Raw genomic sequence first — 17,126 nt, 5'->3', positions numbered from 1 at the left:
ATAACCTCAGTGGCAATCGCCAGTCGTGCTGGAACAGCAGGAACTCGCCGTCCTGTTGGTTGCCAGCAGTGCGAGGTCCACGCGGCTGCGAGCTCGACGCAGCAGGCCCAGCAGCACGATGTTAAACAGGATGACCGCTAAAATGCACACCAGGCTGTAGGTCGGGTGCTCTTTGTAGCTGACCGTCTGATAAAACAGCGTCGACAGAGAGTAGGCGATATTCAGGCCCCACAGAATCGAGAAGCTCATCCAGCCACGGCTGGATTCACGTGCGATAGCGCCCATCACTGAAATGCACGGTACATACAGCAGAACAAAGATCAGGTAGCTGTACGCGGCGGCGGCGCTGCCAAATTTCTCGCCCATCACGCCCATTGCACCGGTAGCCATTTCACCGTCGCCCTTGCTGGCTTCGATAGGGTTAGCCAGCACGCTCAGGCTGAAAGTGTCTTTCAGGCTTTGCCAGGTTTCATCTACCGCGCCGAGCAGCTCGTCACCGAGGTGGAAATCTGCCGGGTTGAACTCTTCTTCCTGAATGTTTTCTGCGGTATAGAGCGTGTTCAGCGTACCGACAACCACTTCTTTCGCCATCGCGCCGGTGAACAGACCTACGGTTGCCTGCCAGTTATCTTCGTGAACACCAATCGGTTTGAAGACTGGGGTAATGACGCGGCTAACGGAAGCCAGAGCAGAGTCGTTGATGTTGTCGACGATTTTCCCGCTCAGTGAGAAGCTGTTAAACGCGCTGAGGAAAATGCTGACGATGATGATGACTTTACCTGCACGCAGAACGAAGCCTTTCAGACGTTGCCAGGTTTGAATGATCAGACTCTTAATGTGCGGTACGTGATATACCGGCAGCTCCATCACGAACGGCGTTGCTTCGCCACGCATGATGGTGTGTTTGAGCATCAGGCCAGTCAACACCGCCATGACGATACCCAGTACGTACAGCGAGAAGACCGCCAGCGCGCCGTTCTGACCAAAGAAAGCCGCGGCAAAGACGGCGAAAATCGCCAGACGTGCGCCGCAGGACATAAATGGCGCCATCATGATGGTCATCAGACGCTCACGCGGGGCATCCAGCGTACGTGCGCCCATCACTGACGGTACGTTACAGCCAAAGCCGACGATCAGCGGGACGAACGATTTGCCCGGCAGTCCCAGCGCCTGCATTAGACGGTCCATCACAAATGCGGCGCGCGCCATGTAGCCGGAGTCTTCAAGGAAGGAGAGGAACAGATACATCATGCCGATTTGCGGTACCAGCGGCAGCACGGTGTTAATCCCGCCGCCAAGGCCCTGGGCCAGGAAGATGGTCAGCCAGTCCGGGAAATGCAGCGTATAGCCAATCCACTGAATACCATGGATAAAGAGTGCCACGGATCCAACATCAAACAACGGCTGCAGCGCGCCGCCAATGTTGATGGCAAGCAGGAACATCAGGTACATCACGAACAGGAAAATCGGCAGACCGAGGAAGCGGTTGAGGATAATTTTATCTACCGCGGTGGTGAAACGGCTCGGCTCTGCCGTCAGGGTATTACTGACGGTATCGCAGATAGCGGCAATGCACTGGTAACGTGCATCGGCAATATGTAGCGCCGGGTCGTCCATTGTCTCACTCAGGCGAGCAACAGCGGCATCAAGGTTTTGTGCTGCATCACCGGCGTAAGCACGGCTGTAGATATCGCCTTCGAGCATCTGCAGGCCTAGCCAGCGGCGCTGTTTAAGCGGCATATCTTTGGCCATTGCGTCGGCGAGGGAATCAGCTTCTTGCAGCAGCGGCTGGGCATAATGGACCAGCTCAACGGTGTCGTTTTCTTTGTAGCGATCGATCGCCAGCTTCAGTGCTTCAATGCCGCGGGCGCGGGTGGAAACCAGTGGAACCACCGGACAGCCAAGACGAGCGGAGAGGGCGTCGATATCGATACGGATTTGCTGTTTCTCAGCAATATCTAACATGTTCAGTGCGACGATACAGGGAATACCCAGCTCAAGCAGTTGCAACGTCAGGTAGAGGTTGCGTTCAAGGTTTGAAGCATCGACCACGTTGATCAAGAGATCCGCGTCGCCGCTTAAAATATAGTGACAGGCAATCTGCTCATCGAGAGAGGTTTGGGATGAGATTGTCGTCAGAGAATAGGTGCCGGGTAAATCGACCAGCGTGACCTGGTGGTCCGTCGTGGCGAAATGGCCTTCTTTACGCTCAACGGTAACGCCAGCCCAGTTGCCTACACGCTGGCGCGCGCCGGTGAGCTGGTTGAATAAAGTTGTCTTGCCGGAATTAGGATTACCAATTAAACCAATGGTTAGTTTTTTCATTTTTATAGACTCACTGTATTAACAGGAAACCGCTTCCACTTCTAATAACGCCAGATCCTTCTTACGCAATACCAGACTTACGCGACGCGTTTCGATATGGATAGGATCGCCGAGCGGGGCGACGCGTACCACGTTGAAGGATGAGCCGGGTAGCATGCCAAGTGACAACAGTTTCTGACGATAAGCCGGGCTGATTTCACGGGCAAAACCGGTAATTTTCCACGCACTGTCAGGAGTGAATTGCATAGGGACCTACTTATATCTCGCTAACTGGATGATAACCTCATGGGGCGACAGGGCGGCATGAGACCAGATGATTAGCCAACGTAAGGAAAGAGTAAATAATCAACAAATCAATGATAATGAGAATGGTTTCTATCATCAATAGAATAAGTGTGACGGAATGTACAATTAGATAATAATTTGAGCCAATTTTGATATTCCTCAATATTTATTCTGGTTGGAAACGAGTGATTAGCGGAAGTAATTATTGGAGATCTTAATGTTTAATTAAGGTTTCATCTGTTAATGAAGTGATAAATATATTGTGGTGCAACGCGGGGCATAGATTAAATATGCCGGATGACGACGCTCATGCGCCTTATCCGGCCTACAAATTAATTGTGATAACCTGGCCGGACAGGGCGTTTACACCACCATCCGGCACACGGTTTAAACTTAGCGTTTTTTACCCATTGCCGCAGCCAGCGCATCCATCATCGCGCTGTTGCCCGCAGGCTGTGCGTCACGGCCACGCGGTTTCGCGGCTTTTGGCGTCGGGCGATTACCCTGAGCGCGATCGTTATTCCCGCCGCCGCGACGCGCATTGGTTTCACCCGGCTGCTCGTCCAGACGCATGGTCAGCGCGATACGCTTACGTTGCAGGTCCACTTCCAGCACTTTCACCTTCACAATGTCGCCTGCTTTCACCACGGTGTGCGGATCTTCGACGAACTTATTCGACAGCGAAGAGATATGCACCAGACCATCCTGATGAACGCCGATATCAACAAACGCGCCGAAGTTGGTGACGTTGGTGACTGCCCCTTCCAGAATCATTCCCGGCAGCAGATCGTTCATGGTTTCTACACCATCGGCAAACTGCGCGGTTTTAAATTCAGGACGCGGATCGCGGCCCGGCTTTTCCAGCTCTTTGATGATGTCGGTGACGGTCGGCACCCCGAAGCGTTCGTCGGTAAAATCAGCGGCTTTCAGATTACGCAGTTCGCTGCTGTTACCCATCAGGTCACGCAACGATTGCTCGGTGGCGGCCAGAATGCGTTCCACAACCGGATAAGCTTCCGGGTGAACGGTTGAGGCATCCAGCGGGTTATCGCCGTGGTTGATACGCAGGAAGCCCGCGCACTGTTCAAAGGCTTTAGGCCCAAGACGGCTGACTTTTAAAAGTTGCTGACGGTTCTGGAATTGACCGTTCTCATCACGCCAGGCAACGATATTCTGCGCCATCATGCGCGTCAGACCAGCAACACGGGTCAGCAGCGGTACGGAGGCGGTATTCAGATCGACGCCGACGGCGTTCACGCAGTCTTCCACCACCGCATCCAGCTTACGCGCCAACTGAGTCTGGCTTACGTCGTGCTGATACTGGCCCACACCGATAGATTTCGGATCGATTTTCACCAGCTCAGCCAGCGGATCCTGCAGACGACGGGCGATAGACACCGCACCGCGCAGCGAAACGTCGAGGTCCGGGAACTCCAGCGCCGCCAGCTCGGAAGCAGAGTAAACCGATGCCCCAGCTTCACTGACGATCACTTTCTGCGCGGTCACTTGCGGGAATTGCTTTTGCACGTCGAGGAAGAAACGCTCGGTTTCGCGCGACGCCGTACCGTTACCAATCGCCACCAGTTCAACGTTGTGTTTTTCACACAGCGCCGCAACGGCAACGGCGGCTTTGGCGGCCTGACCGGTATGCGGATAAATGGTATCGGTCGCGACCAGCTTGCCGGTACCGTCAACCACTGCCACTTTTACACCGGTACGCAGACCTGGATCGAGGCCCATGGTGGCGCGCAGCCCGGCCGGAGCGGCCATCAGCAGGTCATGCAGGTTACGGGCAAAGACGTTGATAGCTTCATCTTCCGCACGTTCGCGCACGGTACCCATCAGCTCCGTTTCGAGGTGCATCAGCACTTTGATGCGCCAGGTCCAGCTAACCACGCCTTTACGCCAGCTGTCTGCTGGGGCGTTGTTCAGGCGTAGTCCCAGGTGATCCCGGATAATCTGCTCGCCGTGGCTCTCTTTTGGTGGCTCATCGAATTGCGGATCGGCATTCAGTGAAAGTTGCAACACGCCTTCGTTACGGCCACGGAACATGGCCAGCGCACGGTGGGAGGGCACGGAAGAAATCGGTTCGTGGTGATCGAAGTAGTCGCGGAACTTAGCGCCTTCCTCTTCTTTACCGCTTACCACGGTGGCGACCAGGTGGGCGTTTTTCCACAGATAATCACGTACTTTCGCCAGCAGAGCAGCGTCTTCAGCGAAGCGCTCCATTAGAATGTAGCGCGCGCCGTCGAGGGCGGCTTTGGTATCCGCCACGCCGTTTTCGGCGTTGAGATATTTTGCGGCTTCCGTTTCCGGGTCGTGAGACGGTTCGTTCCACAACAGGTCTGCCAGCGGCTCCAGCCCGGCCTCAATGGCGATCTGCCCACGGGTGCGGCGCTTAGGTTTGTACGGCAGATAGAGGTCTTCGAGTTCGGTCTTACTTAACGTGCCGTTGATCGCTTTCGCCAGATCGTCGGTCAGTTTGCCTTGCTCGCCGATAGATTTCAGGATTGCCTGACGGCGGTCTTCCAGTTCACGCAGATATCCCAGACGGGTTTCCAGATTACGCAGTTGCGTATCGTCCAGACCGCCGGTGATTTCCTTACGATATCGTGCGATAAACGGCACGGTGTTCCCTTCGTCAAGCAGGCGAACGGCAGCTTCTACCTGTTCAGCACGAGCCTGAATTTCACCTGCGATAATGCGGCAGAAAGAATCATTCATCATGGATAGCTTCGTCTATAGGATAAAAAATCAGGGGATAGTTATACGGATTGACTGGCAAAAATGCCAGCCATCTGCCGGGGCTTCGGATTGTTCCGGTCTCACTTCACGTATTCAATCTCATTCACGTACCAGTTGGCTTCGCCACCTGGGGTGTTTACTACTGCGAGATCGCCGACCTCTTTTTTCAAAAGCGCCCGCGCCATTGGTGAGTCGATTGAGATGTAATCCTTACGACCGAAGATCTCATCGTAGCCAACAATACGGAATTTGCGGATGTCGCCATCGTCATTTTCAATCTCAACCCATGCGCCAAAGAAGACTTTGCCTTCCTGCTGCGGGGAGTAATCGACGATTTTTAGATTCTCCATGCACTTGGTCAAATAACGGACGCGGCGGTCGATCTCACGCAGGCGCTTTTTATTATACTGGTAGTCGGCATTTTCGCTGCGGTCACCCAGACTTGCGGCCCAGGTAACTTTTTTGGTGACTTCCGGGCGCTCTTCACGCCAGAGATAATTCAGCTCTTGTTTAAGTTTTTCATACCCTTCACGGGTTATCAGGGGCGTTTTCATCTTATTGTTTTACCTTCGACTCTGTGATGATGCGCACAATTAGTATTACGTGAGCATATCAACAGAATAAATAATGTATTGCGAGAAACATTGTATACTTAAGCTGCTGTTTAATATGCTTTGTAACAATTTAGCCTGGAATTCATACCAGAATTCGCTGGTGACTCACGTTAGCTTTCTTAAGAATATACACTTAATTGTTGCGAACCTTTGGGAGTAATAACAATGCAAGAGAACTATAAGATTCTGGTGGTCGATGACGACATGCGCTTGCGTGCGCTTCTGGAGCGTTATCTGACCGAGCAGGGCTTCCAGGTTCGAAGCGTCGCAAACGCTGAGCAGATGGATCGTCTGCTGACCCGTGAGTCCTTTCACCTGATGGTACTGGATTTAATGCTGCCGGGAGAAGATGGCCTGTCTATTTGCCGTCGCCTGCGCAGCCAGAGCAACCCGATGCCGATCATTATGGTCACAGCGAAGGGTGAAGAAGTTGACCGTATCGTAGGGCTGGAAATCGGCGCCGACGATTACATCCCGAAACCGTTTAACCCGCGTGAGCTGCTGGCACGTATTCGTGCAGTCCTGCGTCGTCAGGCGAATGAACTGCCGGGCGCACCTTCTCAGGAAGAAGCGGTTATCGCTTTTGGTAAGTTCAAACTGAACCTCGGTACGCGTGAAATGTTCCGCGAAGATGAGCCGATGCCGCTCACCAGCGGGGAATTTGCGGTACTGAAAGCGCTGGTAAGCCACCCGCGCGAGCCGCTGTCCCGCGACAAGCTGATGAACCTCGCCCGTGGTCGTGAATATTCCGCGATGGAACGTTCTATCGACGTCCAGATCTCCCGTCTGCGCCGCATGGTGGAAGAAGATCCGGCTCATCCACGCTACATTCAGACCGTATGGGGTTTGGGCTACGTCTTTGTTCCGGACGGTTCTAAAGCATGAGGCGAATGCGCTTCTCACCACGAAGTTCGTTTGCCCGCACGTTATTGCTCATCGTCACCTTGCTGTTTGCCAGCCTGGTGACGACATACCTGGTAGTGCTGAACTTCGCGATTCTGCCGAGCCTCCAGCAGTTTAATAAGGTCCTGGCGTACGAAGTTCGTATGCTGATGACCGATAAACTGCAACTGGAGGACGGTACGCAACTGGTGGTGCCGCCCGCATTCCGCCGGGAAATTTATCGTGAGCTGGGTATTTCTCTCTATTCCAACGAGGCTGCTGAAGAGGCCGGACTGCGTTGGGCGCAACACTATGAATTCTTAAGCCATCAGATGGCGCAGCAGCTGGGTGGCCCAACGGAAGTCCGCGTTGAGGTAAACAAAAGCTCGCCGGTCGTGTGGCTGAAAACCTGGCTGTCGCCCAATATCTGGGTACGCGTGCCGCTTACAGAAATTCATCAGGGTGACTTCTCGCCGCTGTTCCGCTATACGCTAGCGATTATGCTGCTGGCTATCGGTGGGGCGTGGCTGTTTATCCGTATCCAGAACCGGCCATTGGTGGATCTTGAACATGCGGCGCTGCAGGTGGGGAAAGGTATCATTCCGCCGCCGTTGCGTGAGTATGGCGCTTCAGAGGTGCGCTCCGTAACCCGAGCCTTTAACCATATGGCCGCGGGCGTGAAGCAGCTGGCCGATGACCGTACGCTGTTAATGGCGGGCGTGAGCCACGATTTACGTACCCCGCTGACGCGTATTCGTCTGGCGACGGAAATGATGGGCGAAGAGGACGGTTATCTTGCGGAGTCCATCAATAAGGACATCGAAGAGTGTAACGCCATCATCGAGCAGTTCATCGATTACCTGCGTACCGGTCAGGAGATGCCAATGGAGATGGCAGATCTGAACTCGGTGCTGGGTGAAGTGGTGGCGGCAGAAAGCGGCTACGAACGTGAAATCGAAACTGCGCTGCTGCCGGGCAGCATTCAGGTGAAGATGCACCCGCTGTCGATCAAGCGTGCGGTTGCCAATATGGTGGTTAATGCCGCCCGCTACGGCAACGGCTGGATTAAGGTCAGTAGCGGAATGGAGCAACATCGCGCCTGGTTCCAGGTGGAAGATGATGGTCCGGGCATCAAGCCGGAGCAGCGTAAGCACCTGTTCCAGCCGTTTGTCCGCGGCGACAGCGCGCGCAGTACCAGCGGTACGGGCCTGGGACTAGCGATTGTGCAGCGTATTATTGATAACCATAACGGTATGCTGGAGATTGGTACCAGTGAACGCGGTGGGCTGTCGATTCGTGCATGGCTTCCGGTTCCCTTCACTCGCGCGCCGGGCAACACGAAAGACGCATAACAAAGAGAGGCGAAATGCCTCCCTTTTTGTTTGCGGGATAGGCCGTAAAATAACGGACTTAAATTGCTTTTAATTGATTAATTATAAAAGGATTTCTTTGAATTAATAAAAGCAGTTTTCTGGGTGCTCCTGTGGGCTGGCGTCGTTTCGTTTCCCAGCTTTTAACCAGGTCATAACTCACGCCAACGGCGATGGCAAAATCCTGTTGGCGTAACCCTGTTGCTTCGCGGATGGCTTTAACATCAATTTCGCTAAAGGTATGTACATGTTCAGGCTTAGGTGTTTCTTCACCCTTCTCTATACGCACCATTTCTTCTGCACTGGCCAGCAAATCGGCAAATAATTCGTCTTTCATTTTGGCCTCACCACACCGGATAGCGGTGTCCTGATGATTAAAATTCCCATGATTAAATCAGCATATTGGATAAGTGCATTAAAACTCTTTTTTGCTCTTCGGTTAAATCATCCTGTTCATTTTTAGGATAGAGCAAAGCGAGATAGATTCGACCTTTGCGCGTCACGTTGTAATAAATAACCCTAATACCGCTGCGTTTGCCCATACCAGAGCGGCTCCAGCGAATTTTTCTGAATCCACCTGTACCAGCGATAGTATCTCCAGCCTCAGGGTTCTCTATAAGCGTCTCTTGAAAGGCGCGAAACTCATCGTCAGGCAAAAGTAACGGACGGCGTTTACTAAATCCTTGTAGCTCAATAAATGTGAACATAGCGCGTCCTGCGCATGGGGTTGATAGTACAGATTATAGGTGTACGGAGTACATTTTAAAAGATAGACACAATAAAAAACCCCTTATCCTCTCGGATAAGGGGCTATATAACGAATCAAAAATTACAGCTTCGGTCCGGCGCTAACCAGCGCTTCACCTGCAGGGGTATCGGTATATTTCTCGAAGTTCTCGATAAACAGTTTCGCCAGTGCATTGGCTTTTTCCTGCCACTGCTCCGGAGATGCGTAGGTATTACGCGGATCGAGAATGCGAGTGTCCACACCCGGCAGCTCGGTCGGGATAGCCAGGTCAAACATCGGCAGACGGAACGTTTCCGCGTCATCCAGCGAACCGTTCAGGATGGCGTCGATAATCGCACGGGTATCTTTGATAGAGATTCGCTTGCCGGTACCGTTCCAGCCTGTGTTAACCAGATACGCCTGTGCACCTGCCGCCTGCATACGTTTCACCAGCACTTCTGCGTACTGCGTTGGGTGCAGAGACAGGAATGCTGCGCCGAAGCAGGCAGAGAAGGTTGGGGTCGGTTCGGTGACGCCGCGTTCGGTACCGGCCAGTTTGGCGGTGAAGCCAGACAGGAAGTGGTACTGCGTTTGGTCTGCTGTCAGGCGAGAAACCGGCGGCAGCACGCCAAATGCGTCGGCAGTCAGGAAAATTACTTTGGTAGCATGACCCGCTTTTGACACCGGCTTAACGATATTATCGATGTGATAAATCGGGTAGGAAACGCGGGTGTTCTCAGTTTTTGAACCATCATCGAAATCGATGGAACCATCTTCGCGCACGGTGACGTTTTCCAGCAGCGCGTCACGACGGATCGCGTTGTAGATTTCCGGCTCGGCATCTTTAGACAGTTTGATTGTCTTCGCGTAGCAACCGCCTTCGAAGTTAAACACACCGTCGTCATCCCAGCCGTGTTCGTCATCGCCAATCAGGCGACGTTTCGGGTCGGTGGACAGCGTGGTTTTACCGGTGCCGGACAGGCCAAAGAAGACTGCCACATCACCTTTTTCCCCGACGTTAGCCGAGCAGTGCATGGAGGCAATGCCTTTCAGCGGCAGCAGGTAGTTCATTACGGAGAACATACCTTTCTTCATTTCGCCGCCGTACCAGGTGCCACCAATCAACTGGATACGCTCAGTCAGGTTGAAAGCCACGAAGTTTTCGGAGTTCAGCCCCTGCTCTTTCCACTGCGGGTTGGTGCATTTAGCGCCGTTCATCACGATGAAATCAGGTTTGAAATCAACCAGCTCTTCGTCGCTTGGGCGGATGAACATGTTTTTGACAAAATGCGCCTGCCAGGCAACTTCGGTAATGAAGCGCACGGAAAGACGGGTATCGGCGTTAGCGCCGCAGAAAGCATCAATGATAAACAGGCGCTTGCCGGAAAGTTGCTGGGTGACTAATCCTTTCAGATGCTGCCAGGTTTCCGGGGAGAGCGGTTTGTTGTCGTTCTTACCTTTACCTTTGTCGGACCACCACAGCGTGTCGCGCGTGGTGTCGTCACGGACAATGTACTTATCCTTTGGCGAACGTCCGGTAAAGATACCGGTATCAACGGCAACGGCGCCCAGATTCGTTAACACGCCACGTTCATAACCTTCCAGGTTTGGATCAAGTTCTTCCTGGAAAAGCGTGTCGTAGTCTGGATTGTAAACGATATCCTGAACGTCATTGATACCATAAGCCTTGAGATCTTGCGGGGTTAAACTGTTGTTCACACGCATTTCACTGCTCCTTAGCCAATATGTATTACCTGGAATAGTAAGGTTTTTTAGGGATTGTTAACCGCGACAAGGCTCATAGATTTACGCATCCGGGAAAATCACGGGCGACCGAATGCGCTGCGACTCCTGTCACAAAGAGGCAGATATTATGGCAGGAAACCCTTTTTTGTTGTGGAAAATGTTCTTAAAACGTTAATGGAGAGTGTTTTTGGCGGGAATCTTGTGAGTGTAATCGCATTCACGCAAGAAATGAGCGTTGGTTATACATAAACAATATCGATTCACTTCCCGTCGTCGTGGTCTGAAATCGCTCTATCAATGCTCAAAATTGTGAAGTTGATGCGATAATTAGCTTTTCCCTTCATTCTGGATACTGACATGGATAGTGCTGAAATTTCACGTACGACGCGTTGGGGCATGATATTCATCGGCCTGTTGCAGGGGACATTATGCTATCTGCTGATGACATATCTGGCGCCCCATAATGACGGCTGGCTGTTTTATGGCATGCCTGCGACGATTGCGATCACCTCGGCACTTTTGCTTACTGTTGTTTCTTTCAAACAACGCGCGCTGTGGTACTGGATGGCGCTGATCTTTGTTGTGGTGCTGGCGATGAGCGTCTGGCTAAAGTGGCAAGTCGAGGACAGTGATAAGTGGCGGCAACATGAAGTTTTTATGTTCTACGGTTGGCGCTTACTGCTGATGGCGATGCTTGCTTTGCCCTGGATTCAGTACTCGCTTCATGTCTCTCGTGAGCAGGCGCGCTACCCGCATTTTTATCGGCAATTGTGGCTTAATGCGTTGACGTTGCTGATTGTCTTTGTCGCCAACGGTTTGTTCTGGCTGGTGCTCCTGCTATGGAGCGAGATGTTTAAGCTGGTCGGTATTCCCTTCTTCAGCACGCTCTTCTTTGATACCGACTGGTTTGGCTATGTGGCCTTTGGTCTGATTACCGCACTGGCAGTAGTACTGGCCCGCACACAGTCGCGTCTGGTCACGGCGGTACAAAAATTACTGACGTTTATCGCCACCGGTCTGTTACCTCTGGTCGCGCTGTTGGCGCTGATGTTCATACTGACCTTACCCTTCACCGGGCTGGAGGCTATTTCGCAACGCGTGTCTGCGGCTGGGTTGATGTCAACGCTGACGCTGCTCCTGTTGCTGTTGATGGCTATCGTGCGTGAACCGCAAAAAGAGGCGTTACCCTATCCTGGCGCGTTACGCTATCTGATCAAATGCTCTCTGATTGTCGCGCCCATCTATATGCTGATTGCCGGTTGGTCACTGTGGGTGCGAATACAGCAGTACGGTTGGACGCCTGAGCGTTTGTATGGCGTGCTGGTGGTCGTGGTGCTGCTGGTATGGTCGTTTGGCTATCTGGCCAGCATTTTGCGCCGCGGGCGCAATCCGCTTGAGCTTCAGGGGCCGGTCATTCTTGGCGTTTCGTTGCTGGCGTTGGGGCTGTTGGTTCTGCTGTCATCGCCGGTTATTGATGCCTGGCGCATCAGCGTTAACAGCCATATGGGGCTATATCACAGCGGGAAAATTAAACCGGATCAAGTCAGCCTGTATATGTTGGATCACAGCGGAAAACCGGGGCGCGCAGCGTTGGAAGCATTACAAAAAGATGTGGCGTTTAATCAAGACAGTAAACGCAGACGCGACTTGAATTCTCTGCTGCAAGGGCGCCGGGATCCGGTTAAAGAGCTAAGCGCAACACAGTTAGTATCGAAGGTTGTGATTGCTCCGGGGAGCCAGAAGCCAGACGATGCGTTCTGGGCGTTTGTCAAAACACAGGGGTATCGCATCACCTCTTGTGCTGAGCAGAATGCGTGCGTACTGGTGAGTCAGGACCTCAATGCGGATGGTCATCCTGAGCAGGTGTTATATGCCTTTGGCGATGGGGAGAGTCTGGTCTTCGGCATGCAGAAAAACAAATGGGATTTGTTAGCGGTTGCCAGGCTACCTGAAGGATTCACTAAGGATAAATTGCTGCAGGCGGTAGCGAATCAGCAACTGGGCTCAGCCCCCAGAATCTGGCGGGATATCACTATTGATGGCAAAAGACTGCCGATGACTTATTACACCGAGTGAGTGTGTTGCCGACATCGTTTTTGCCGGATGGCTGCGCGAACGTTTTATCAGGCCTACGACAGATTTTCCGTAGGCCTGATAAGCGCCGTGCCATCAGGCAAGACGGTGATTAATGCACCTGGGGATCGGCAGGGGAGGCATTGCTGCGGATCTCAGCAATATCCATGGCGTTAAACAGATAGTGGCTACCGCAGTAATCGCAGTGCATATCGATCTCGCCTTCTTCCGCCAGAATGCTGTCCACTTCTTCGTCCGGCAACGTTTTCAGTGCGCCTGCGCAGCGTTCGCGTGAACAGGTGCATTTGAACTCAACGTCCTGCGGATCGTAGAGAGTAACCTCTTCTTCGTGGTACAGGCGCCACAGCACTTCGTTGGCCGGCAGCGTCAGCAGCTCTTCGGCTTTGATAGTTTCGGTCAGGGCGGTCAGGTGATCGAAATCATCTGCCTGCGCGTTTTGCGCCGGCATTACCTGCAGCAGCATTCCGCCAGCAGCGGGTTTGCCATCAACGTCGCCAGTGCGGATGAACAGGCGTGTCGGCAGCTGTTCAGAACGCATGAAGTAATCTTCCAGACACGCTGCCAGCGTGTCACCTTCCAGACCGACCACGCCTTGATAACGCTCGCCTTCTTCCGGGGTAATGGTGATCACCAGGTAACCGTTGCCCACCAGCGTTTTCAGATCGGCATCTTCAGGAATATCACCCTGCATGCGGGCCACGCCGCGCATCTGCTGATTGTTGTTGCCGTTGATGACGGCCAGGCTCAGCGGACCATCACCCTGCAACTGCACAGTGATATCACCGGCAAATTTCAGCGTGGCGGTGAGCAGGCTGGTGGCAACCAGCAGCTCAGCCAGTACGTTTTTGACCGGCTGCGGGTAAGTATGATTTTCGAGGATCTGTTGCAGGGTTTCCGAAACGGTCACCAGCTCGCCGCGCACGGCAAAGTTTTCAAACAGATAACGATGTAATTGGTCATGTTGCGGCATAATCATCTCTCTTGCAGGTGACAGTCACTCGCTGTCGCCGTGTTTAAATCGTAACAGGTCGCGGCGCTCTTTCTTGTCCGGTCGTCTGTCCGGGTGCGGCATGGTTAACGCGTTAAGTTTACGCGCCAGCGCCATTTTTTCGCGTTTTTCCACGCTTTCCGCGGTTTCTTCATACAGCGTAACGGCTTCCGTTGCCGGGCGACGCTGCTCGGTAATGGCCTTGATAATGACTGTTCGTTCGTCATTTCCCTGGCGAAGGGTGAGGGTGGCGTTCAGCTCGACAATCTTGCTTGGCTTACTGCGCTGGCCGTTGTAGTGCACCTTACCGCCTTCAACCATTTCGCGGGCTAGCGCACGCGTTTTGTAAAAGCGTGCAGCCCACAGCCATTTATCCAGCCTGATTTCAGCAGAGGGCTTTTCTTTCATGGCGTCTCCTTCACATCAGTGAGGGGATCAGTCGGCGGTAGTCATTCAGTGACGGATGGCGTGCGTACTGTTTTTCGGCGATGCCGGAGTCGGGATTGGTCACGCCGAGGCAGTAACGAATACCGTACAGAGCAGCGGCGTCGAGAATGGGTTCGCTGTCGTCAATAAACAGCGTCTTCTCTGCACTCATTCCCGTTTCTTCAGCCACAGCGTGCCATAACCGCTGATCCTCTTTGGGATAACCAAATGTGTGGGTGGAAAGTAATAAATCAAGGTGTGAGGCCAGACCGGTATGCTCAAGCTTCACCGCCAGATTATGCGGATGCGCGTTGGTGAGCAAAATGCGGCGCTTGCCGCTGGCTTTTAAGGCATCAAGAAACGGTACGGTATCTTCGCGCAAAACGGCGCGCGGTCCCTGTTCCGTGGTCATGGCGCAAATATCCAGATCCAGGCACTCGCTCCAGTAATCAAGGCAATACCAGTTTAGCGTATGCTGCACGGCATGATACTGCTGACGAATATAGTCCTGAGCTTCCTGAGGAGAGATACCCTGCTTCGCGCCATAGGTTTCCGGCACCAGTTTTTGCCAGAAATAGTTATCGAATGCCAGGTCGAGCAGCGTGCCGTCCATATCTAACAACACGGTGTCGACATCCTGCCAGGCAATATTGATCTGCATGGAAACTCCCCAGAAGAAAACATGATGCGCGACAGGGTAGCATATCCTGTCGCGCGAGCGTGTTATCGAATCAGGCTTTCCGGGTTGTCAATCAGTGTTGGATTCAGACAACTTTCGTAGTAGCTCTGAATTTCCGCGATGCGGGTGCGGTGACGCTGGTAGCGTCTGAATGCCTGTATGCTGTTGTAGATAGCGCATCCGAGCATGGAGAACATCAGCAGCGTCGTGCCAAGGTAGCGCCATAATCCTGAACGATCCGGGATACGGTGCAGTCCAATGTGCTGTGTGCCATTGGCGTCAGTCGAAATATTGGTGACGATCCCCTCCGCGCGAAACGGCGTCTGCATTAGCATCTGTGCCAGGCGCTGGAAGGCGTTCCACTGTTCCTGAGGTGGATAGTCATATAGCGAGGTCGTCGGCCACGGCTGATCGACCAGATCGCTGCCTTCATCGCTGATAATCAGGAAACCGCCAGGGGCAGGGCTATTCAGCGCCTGGGCTGCTCGTGCAGTCTCGCGTGAAATAAACGGTGCCGTAGAGGTATTTACCAGATTATCCAGTGACTCTGCGCTTACCGGACGCAGCAGCACGTTCACGCCATCCAGTTTGCCTGCGTTTGCCCGTTTCACCAGCGCGGCCCAGTCTTTACTGTTACCGAGGTTAACCAGCGCATTTTTTAAGCGCACACATTCATCTTTGGCTGCACACAGATCGGCCGTTTTCAGGACAATCTCACCAAAATCGTCCAGTAATACCATGCCGGACTTTTGGATTGCTGAGCGTAGCGATGCGCTGACGCGAGAGTCATCGTCAGGTTTGGGATGCAGCTGACGGCTCACGGCCTGTGTGAGCGCGGTAGCCTTGTTCACCAGGTCAGACTCAGGCAGCGGCAATGCGCGCGCGTCATTCCAGATAATTTGCGAGCAATCGAAAGGCATAAACGGCGTGGCAGGCTGCGCATTCCAGCTTCCTTGGGTATGAATGTTACACATACCCGTACCACTCAGGTGCAGCGTGTCACCCACGCGAACGCCCGCGTTTTCGAGCTGTTTAACGCTGGTGGCTTCGATAGTTTGCGCGCCCTTCATCCAGGAGAGCGTGACCTTTATCGGCATATCCAGCGGGATCCAAAACAGCAGCATCAGCAGTACCAGCAACGAGCCGCCTGCGATGACGGCGTTGCGCAGCCAGTGCTGTAACGGGAAGTTTTTCACTTCATCGTGCAGAGATAAAAAACGCCCCTGGCGGGCAACGTGGCGATCGAGATAAATATCGATATCCGTTTGCTGGCCAAGGTCTTGGGCGATGTAGGGTTGCCAGTGAGGTGGGTAGATCAGATCAATAATACCCAGTGAGATATTATTAATTTGTTCCTGGTCGTTTTCGCCAAATAACCCCCAGCGACGTGGCGTACCGCGCAGACAATGAATTTCCCGCAGGGCGCTTTTGGACGGCGGGGCGAACAATCCCCACAGACCCGCAGCTAACAGCAATACCGCGCCACCAACTGCCCACGGAACAAACGTGTTCGGGATAACCAAACAGAAAAAGAACAGCAGGAATGAGGCGGTTATCAGCAACGCCTCGCGCAATCCCGAAGGGCGGCTGAGCGCATATTCTTCATGGGTTTCCTGGCGAATATTCAGCAGTTCAATCTGCTCACTTTCTTCACCACGAATGGACGCCTGGGTAGAAGCGGTGTGCTGTAACGCATAACCTCGCGCTTCCTGCATATATTCCTGCAGCGTATGGCCGTTCAACGAGATAACCAGCGGTATCGTATTGGTGTGGATTATCTCAACGCTGTTTTCGTCGTTGATGTATTGTTCCCAGAAAGGGGGAAGATGTACCTCAACGGAATCAAGATAGTAGCGCCATTTGTTAGGATCGTCGGTGGTAATGCCGTAACGTGTAATCGAACGAGTAAGCACGATGACGCTATTACTTTGGGCATTCAACGTTAATGAGACCGGTGCAGCACTGGCTCCCGTTGGACCAGGTACTTGCTGAATTTGACTAAGGCTTTCGAGATAGTTTTCGACTGCGCTGCGTTCTTCAGGTGTGAGTTTACGTTTCGAGGCGTCTGAGAAGACGCTGCTCAAGGGTAAATTTTTCTGCCTGGATTTTGATTTGAGTAGCCATCCTGCAAGCAATGAGCAGGCCAGCAAAGCAGCTAAAAAAATCAGAATGGTGCTCATGCTTTCCCCATCTTACTTAGTCTGTCAGGCGTGGTCAGTCGCACCCTGTTCAATATTCGTGATTC

14 protein-coding genes are annotated in these 17,126 nt (G+C 53.0%); 3 read left to right on the top strand and 11 right to left on the bottom strand.

All coding sequences use genetic code 11. The annotated features are described in order from the left end of the window. Window positions 1-6 precede the first annotated feature (6 nt). From feoB to greB, 4 genes are all read right to left on the bottom strand, one after another. On the bottom strand, window positions 7-2,325 hold the full coding sequence (gene feoB, locus BZK40_RS05410; RefSeq protein ID WP_003827652.1) for a Fe(2+) transporter permease subunit FeoB: 2,319 nt from the start codon (window positions 2,323-2,325) through the stop codon (window positions 7-9). An 18-nt stretch (window positions 2,326-2,343) separates the two neighbouring features. After that, entirely contained in the window at window positions 2,344-2,571 is a 228-nt protein-coding gene (feoA, locus tag BZK40_RS05405) for a ferrous iron transporter A (RefSeq protein WP_003023519.1), read from the bottom strand. A 432-nt stretch (window positions 2,572-3,003) separates the two neighbouring features. Further along, window positions 3,004-5,337: a Tex family protein gene (locus tag BZK40_RS05400; RefSeq protein WP_079934291.1), complete on the bottom strand. Its 2,334-nt coding sequence runs from the start codon at window positions 5,335-5,337 to the stop codon at window positions 3,004-3,006. Window positions 5,338-5,435: 98 nt separating this feature from the next. Then, entirely contained in the window at window positions 5,436-5,909 is a 474-nt protein-coding gene (greB, locus tag BZK40_RS05395) for a transcription elongation factor GreB (RefSeq protein WP_079934290.1), read from the bottom strand. 225 nt (window positions 5,910-6,134) lie between these two features. On the opposite strand from greB, the gene ompR reads away from it, so the two are divergent. Next, window positions 6,135-6,854: an osmolarity response regulator transcription factor OmpR gene (gene ompR / locus BZK40_RS05390; protein ID WP_001157751.1), complete on the top strand. Its 720-nt coding sequence runs from the start codon at window positions 6,135-6,137 to the stop codon at window positions 6,852-6,854. Then, window positions 6,851-8,203 carry a two-component system sensor histidine kinase EnvZ gene (gene envZ / locus BZK40_RS05385; RefSeq protein ID WP_003827658.1) on the top strand — a complete coding sequence of 451 codons (1,353 nt, stop codon included), beginning with the start codon at window positions 6,851-6,853 and terminating at the stop codon, window positions 8,201-8,203. The genes ompR and envZ overlap by 4 nt, the downstream gene beginning before the upstream one ends. 58 nt (window positions 8,204-8,261) lie before the next feature. On the opposite strand, the gene nadS is transcribed toward envZ, so the two are convergent. From nadS to pckA, 3 genes are all read right to left on the bottom strand, one after another. Next, a complete protein-coding gene (gene nadS, locus BZK40_RS05380) occupies window positions 8,262-8,558 on the bottom strand; it encodes a NadS family protein (RefSeq protein ID WP_048236945.1) in 297 nt (98 codons plus the stop codon). 52 nt (window positions 8,559-8,610) lie between these two features. Continuing rightward, window positions 8,611-8,928 (bottom strand): type II toxin-antitoxin system RelE/ParE family toxin, encoded by a 318-nt coding sequence (locus BZK40_RS05375; RefSeq protein ID WP_047408175.1) that lies wholly within the window; start codon window positions 8,926-8,928, stop codon window positions 8,611-8,613. A 122-nt stretch (window positions 8,929-9,050) separates the two neighbouring features. Beyond that, the gene (pckA, locus tag BZK40_RS05370; RefSeq protein ID WP_003023529.1) at window positions 9,051-10,673 is read right to left on the bottom strand and encodes a phosphoenolpyruvate carboxykinase (ATP); all 1,623 of its coding nucleotides are present in this window, start codon (window positions 10,671-10,673) and stop codon (window positions 9,051-9,053) included. 378 nt (window positions 10,674-11,051) lie between these two features. On the opposite strand from pckA, the gene BZK40_RS05365 reads away from it, so the two are divergent. After that, entirely contained in the window at window positions 11,052-12,770 is a 1,719-nt protein-coding gene (locus BZK40_RS05365) for a DUF4153 domain-containing protein (protein WP_079934289.1), read from the top strand. Window positions 12,771-12,879: 109 nt separating this feature from the next. On the opposite strand, the gene hslO is transcribed toward BZK40_RS05365, so the two are convergent. From hslO to igaA, 4 genes are all read right to left on the bottom strand, one after another. Then, entirely contained in the window at window positions 12,880-13,758 is an 879-nt protein-coding gene (hslO, locus tag BZK40_RS05360) for an Hsp33 family molecular chaperone HslO (protein WP_003023531.1), read from the bottom strand. A 24-nt stretch (window positions 13,759-13,782) separates the two neighbouring features. Then, entirely contained in the window at window positions 13,783-14,184 is a 402-nt protein-coding gene (gene hslR, locus BZK40_RS05355; RefSeq protein ID WP_079934288.1) for a ribosome-associated heat shock protein Hsp15, read from the bottom strand. A 10-nt stretch (window positions 14,185-14,194) separates the two neighbouring features. Then, complete coding sequence (gene yrfG / locus BZK40_RS05350; protein WP_016157638.1) at window positions 14,195-14,863, bottom strand: GMP/IMP nucleotidase; 669 nt, start codon at window positions 14,861-14,863, stop codon at window positions 14,195-14,197. Between the two features lie 62 nt (window positions 14,864-14,925). After that, window positions 14,926-17,061: an intracellular growth attenuator protein IgaA gene (gene igaA / locus BZK40_RS05345; RefSeq protein WP_032945218.1), complete on the bottom strand. Its 2,136-nt coding sequence runs from the start codon at window positions 17,059-17,061 to the stop codon at window positions 14,926-14,928. Between the last annotated feature and the right edge of the window lie 65 nt (window positions 17,062-17,126).

It is taken from the genome of Citrobacter portucalensis (assembly GCF_002042885.1).
Taxonomy (GTDB): domain Bacteria; phylum Pseudomonadota; class Gammaproteobacteria; order Enterobacterales; family Enterobacteriaceae; genus Citrobacter; species Citrobacter portucalensis.
The sequence above is the reverse complement of the archived record's forward strand: the minus strand, read 5'-3'. Positions and strand labels throughout refer to the sequence as shown.